We start from the raw sequence: 3,879 nt of genomic DNA on the forward strand, positions 1-3,879 counted from the left end.
GCCCAGCAAACAGGACTGCCCATCTTACGTGCCCTCCCGACGACCCCCCTCTTGGTACCCCTTCCCCTTCCCCCGGGACGGTCAGGGCACCCAGGCGCACACAACGTGCGCGGCGCCGTCGACGGTGAGCGGGCCGGCGGAGTCGGGCACGAAGCACGACTCGCCGCGGCGCAGCCGCAGCTCGCCGGAGCCGGTGAGGACGGCGGCGTCGCCGTCGAGGGCGAGGACGACGCGGGGGCCGTCGGCGGCGAGGGCCACGGGCTCGCCGGGGACGACGTCGGCGAAGGTGAGCGCGAACTCCTCGACGGGGGCGCGGTAGGTGACGACGACGCTCTCGCCCCCGGACACCAGCGTGGCGGGGCGGGCCGGCGGGCGCGGGGCGAACGACGCGCACTCGAGCAGCGCGGGGGCGTCGACGTGCTTGGTGGTGAGGCCGGCGCGCAGCACGTTGTCCGACGCGGCCATGACCTCGACGCCGAAGCCGCCCAGGTAGGCGTGCACCTCGCCGGCGGGCACGTACATCGCCTCGCCGGGCTCCAGCGTGACGCGGTTGAGCAGCAGGGAGACGAGGGCGCCCGGGTCGCCCGGGTGCTGCGCGGCGAGGTCGAGCACGGTGGCGTCGGCGCGGGCGGTCGGGCCCGTCCTGCCGGTGGCCCGGTGCCGGCGCGCGACGGCGTCCACGGCCGCGGCGACCTCCGCGGCGCACGACGGCGAGCGGCGCGCGGCCACGAGGGTCTCGGTCGCGGCGCGCACTCCGGCGGTCGACGGCCGCTCGGCGAGCGCCGCGCGCACGGCGTCGACGAGGACGCCGTCGAGCCCGTCCAGCAGGCCGGCCACCGAGCGCGGGCTGCGGAACCCGGCGAGGGCCTCGAACGGGCTGAGCGCCACGATCATCTCGGGCTTGTGCTGGTCGTCGTGGAACGACCGGTGCGGGTGCCCGGCGGGCAGGCCGCTGCGGGTCTCGCGGTGGTAGCCGGCGCGGGCGAGGTGCGGCCGAGGGTGCACCTGCAGGGACAGCGCCCGGTCGGCGGCGAGCACCTTGAGCAGGAACGGCAGCCGCGGCCCGAACCGGTCGGCGACGCGGCGGCCGAGGGCGTCGTGCGGCTCGGCGCCCACCAGCTCGTCGAGGCTCCGCCCCGCGCCGCCGTGCCTGCGGACCCGCGACGGCGCTGCCGGGTGCGCGCCGAGCCACAGCTCGGCGGCGGGCGTCCCGTCGGGCTCGCGGCCCAGGAGGTCGGGGATGCGCGTCGGGGAACCCCAGTCGTACGCCCGCACCGGGTTGTCGAGGGGGAGCACGGGCATCCCGCCGGTCGGTGTGGCGGGCGCGGTGCGCGGGGACGTGCGGGCGGTCAGGGCGTCCATCGGACCTCCTCGGACAGGGGAACTCTCGCGATGACTTCCTCCATGAAAGGGCACGCGGAAAGGGCCGGGAACCATTCCCGCACACGCTCCGGAAATGTTCACCTGACGGCATCCTGATGTTCGGCGACAGTTGGCCGGAAAGGGCCGACGGCGCCTTGTCGCGCTCTTAGTGTCGCCGCCATGAACGACATCCACCCGGGCTCAGACCCCGACCGTGGTGCGCTCGTCGTGATCCCCGCACGGGGCGGATCGGCGGGCATCCCGCTGAAGAACCTGCAGCGCGTGGGCGGCACGACGCTCGTCGCACGGGCGGTCCGCTCGGCGCTGGCGGCGCCCTCGGTGTCCGCCGTGGTGGTCTCCACCGACCACGACGAGATCGCCCGCGAGGCGGCGACGCACGGGGCGCGGGTCGTCCGGCGTCCCGCCGACCTCGCCGGCGCCACGGCCAGCTCCGAGTCCGCCGTCCTGCACGCGCTCGACGCCCTGCGCGCGGACCTGCCCGAGGCGCCCGACCCGGCCGTCACCGTGCTGCTGCAGGCGACGTCGCCGTTCGTCGACCCGGCCGACCTGGACGCCGCCGTGCGCCAGGTGGCCGACGGCGCGCACGACGTCGTGGTCGCGGTGGCTCCCACGCACGACTTCCAGTGGCGGCTCGACGACGACGGCCCGACGCCCGTCGGCCACGGCACCGACCACCGCCCGCGGCGCCAGGACCGAGCCCCGCACTTCCGCGAGACCGGCGCGTTCTACGCGATGCGCACGGCCGGGCTGCGGGAGGCGGGCAGCCGCTTCTTCGGGTCGGTGGGCCTGCAGCCCGTGGCCGCCGAGTGGTCGCTGGAGATCGACGAGCCCCGAGACCTGTGGCTGGCCCGCACGCTGCTGGACCAGCCCGGCGCCGCGCCCGCGGGCGCCCCGGCCGACGCGCCGATCGACGTCGACGCCCTGGTGACCGACTTCGACGGCGTGCACACCGACGACGCCGCCTACGTGGCGCAGGACGGCACCGAGAGCGTGCGCGTGCACCGCGGCGACGGCATGGGCGTCGCGCGCCTGAAGCGCGCCGGCGTCCCGCTGCTGATCCTGTCGACCGAGACCAACCCGGTGGTGGCGGCCCGCGCCCGCAAGCTCGGCGTCGACGTGCTGCACGGCGTCGACGACAAGGCCACCGCCCTGCGCGACTGGTGCGCCGTCAACCGCCTCGACCCGGGCCGGGTCGCGTACGTCGGCAACGACGTCAACGACCTGCCCGCCCTCGCCGTCGTCGGCTGGCCCGTGGCCGTGGCCGACGCCCACCCCGAGGTCGCCGCCGCCGCGCGCGTCGTCCTCGACCGCGCGGGCGGCCACGGCGCCGTCCGCGAGGTCTGCGAGCGGATCCTCGCAGCCCGCCCCGACGCGACCTCGCGTCGCAGCCCTGAGCTCCACGAACGGAAGGACACCCCGATGACCGGCACCTCCAGCGCCGCCAGCACGACCACAGCAGCCGAGCGCCCCGCCGAGCGTCCCGCGGAGCACGTCGTCCGCGTGGGCGACCACGAGGTCGGCGCCGGCCGGCCGGTGTACGTCATCGGCGAGATCGGCATCAACCACAACGGCGACGTCGAGATCGCCAAGCAGCTGATCGACGTCGCGGCGGCCGCCGGCTGCCAGGCCGTGAAGTTCCAGAAGCGCACGCCGGAGATCAGCACCCCGAAGGACCAGCGGGACAAGATCCGGCAGACGCCGTGGGGCGAGATGACGTACCTCGAGTACAAGTACCGGGTCGAGTTCGAGCACGACCAGTACACCGAGGTGGACCAGTACGCGAAGTCGCGCGGCATCCAGTGGTTCGCCTCCCCGTGGGACGTCCCCTCGGTCGCCTTCCTCGAGGAGTTCGGCGTCCCGACGCACAAGATCGCGTCGGCCTCCGTCACCGACCACGAGCTGCTGCGCGCGCTGGCCGACACGGGCAAGCCGCTCATCCTGTCGACCGGCATGTCCACGCTCGAGCAGATCGACGCCGCCGTGGAGATCCTCGGCACCGACGGGCTCGTCATCCTGCACGCCACCTCGACGTACCCGCTGCCGCCGGAGGAGGCGAACCTGCGCACCATCACGACGCTGCGGGAGCGGTACGGCGTGCCGGTCGGGTACTCCGGCCACGAGACGGGCCTGCAGATCTCGCTCGCCGCGGTGGCGCTGGGCGCCGTCGCCGTCGAGCGGCACATCACCCTGGACCGGGCGATGTGGGGCTCCGACCACGCCGCGTCGCTGGAGCCGAAGGGCCTCGCGAACCTGGTGCGCGACGTGCGCATCCTCGAGCAGGCGATGGGCGACGGCTCCAAGCGCGTCATGCCGGGCGAGCTGGCGCCGATGTCGCGCCTGCGCCGCGTCGACGTCTGACCCGACGCGACCGGTGGAGAAGCTCGACCGGGCGCACGACCGCGCGGCGGGGGGGGGGGGGGGGGAGGGGAGAGGGGAGGGAGCAAGAAGAAGCAGAGCGGGAGGAGACAAAAAAGGGGAGCCGGTAAAACCATTCCC

The 3,879-nt window shown here is 75.1% G+C and carries 2 protein-coding genes and 1 pseudogene; 2 read left to right on the forward strand and 1 reads right to left on the reverse strand.

From position 1 onward, the window contains the following. Nucleotides 1-81: 81 nt before the first annotated feature. Nucleotides 82-1,362 carry a mannose-6-phosphate isomerase, class I gene (manA, locus tag ACWF41_RS19240; RefSeq protein ID WP_380326877.1) on the reverse strand — a complete coding sequence of 427 codons (1,281 nt, stop codon included), beginning with the start codon at nucleotides 1,360-1,362 and terminating at the stop codon, nucleotides 82-84. A 180-nt stretch (nucleotides 1,363-1,542) separates the two neighbouring features. Here manA and ACWF41_RS19245 point away from each other — a divergent pair. Then, nucleotides 1,543-2,691, forward strand: a pseudogene (locus ACWF41_RS19245) (cytidylyltransferase domain-containing protein); the annotation flags it as partial. A 192-nt stretch (nucleotides 2,692-2,883) separates the two neighbouring features. Further along, entirely contained in the window at nucleotides 2,884-3,741 is an 858-nt protein-coding gene (locus ACWF41_RS19250; protein ID WP_380326880.1) for an N-acetylneuraminate synthase family protein, read from the forward strand. The last annotated feature ends 138 nt before the right edge of the window (nucleotides 3,742-3,879 follow it).

This window comes from Isoptericola sp. NPDC055063 (genome assembly GCF_053608125.1).